Source organism: Paenibacillus bouchesdurhonensis (assembly GCF_900155685.1).
Lineage (GTDB): Bacteria > Bacillota > Bacilli > Paenibacillales > Paenibacillaceae > Fontibacillus > Fontibacillus bouchesdurhonensis.
The window spans coordinates 1-1,089 of the sequence record NZ_LT732546.1; the positions used below are offsets into that span (position 1 = coordinate 1).

Here is a 1,089-nt window from a genome sequence, read left to right on the forward strand (position 1 = left end):
AGAACAATCGGGTTCAGGTGCCGCTTCGTGGGATCGGAGAAGCACTGGGGGCAAAGGTAGACTTCAGCGAAAAAAACGTAACCTATTTGAAGGGCGAGAAATCGATCGTTCTAACATTAGGAAGTAAGGTGGCCGTGGTCGATGGCCAAAATGTAACGATGGATACGGCAGCCAAAGCAGTAAAGGGACGCACCTATGTTCCGTTGCGGTTTGTTAGCGAGAACCTGGGTGAATCAGTGAGCTGGGATCAGGTGGGAAATTGGGTATGGATTGGAGAGAAGGAGATTCCAACCTTAGAGGAAGCTGGCTTGAAAACAGTGAGTATTGATCCGTATAAAAAATGGTTTGTGAACGATGAAGATCTTCTGCAAAGTCCTGGAGGGGATATAACTTATGAAAAGGTATTGAACTTTGGCATTACTGATTTACCCTTTAAGCACTCACGCGATATTTATAGCGTAGAACTATTTACAGAGCTTAAATACAAAGTTACGTATCTAAAAGTACGTTCTAAGACGAATACAAGGGGAGGCAACCTCTTCTACCTTACCAAAAAAACAGATATTCGATTTCGTCATCCGGTAGCTGAAATGTCTATAGATAACGGCGACGGAACAAAATACAGCTTTTATAGTGTTTGGTCTGCAGCTGATAAAACACTGTATGATATAGTCGATCAGAGGCCTTTAGAGATTAGTGATATTGAATACATTGGTTTTTACGGGGGCACACAAGACTATATCCCTCTCATGGTAAATCCATGGAAAGGCAATTAATCGATAAATGCCTAAATTACATACGGATGACAAAGTTTTCAGAAAGAAAACTAACATCATGAATTATTAAAGAAAGGTGCTTATAAGATGAAGAAATTGATGACTGTCTTTTTGCTGGGTGCTGTAGCCTTTTTCACTTTTCAATTCGCAGAGACTGTAGAGGCTGCTAGTAGTTCTGTTATTACCGTCTTGGTCGATGCACGAAAGGTAAAATTTCAAGGTGGCGATCCGGTCATGGAGAACAATCGGGTTCAGGTGCCGCTTCGTGGGATCGGAGAAGCACTGGGGGCAAAGGTAGACTTCAGCGAAAAAA

Annotated in this window: 2 protein-coding genes; both read left to right on the forward strand. The window is 42.2% G+C overall.

Translation table 11 applies throughout. From position 1 onward, the window contains the following. The coding region (locus tag CZ379_RS00095; RefSeq protein WP_110929741.1) for a copper amine oxidase N-terminal domain-containing protein at positions 1–776 on the forward strand (776 nt) is incomplete at its 5' end. A gap of 87 nt (positions 777–863) precedes the next feature. Then, on the forward strand, positions 864–1,089 hold a 226-nt coding region (locus CZ379_RS00100; RefSeq protein WP_234404756.1), incomplete at its 3' end, for a stalk domain-containing protein.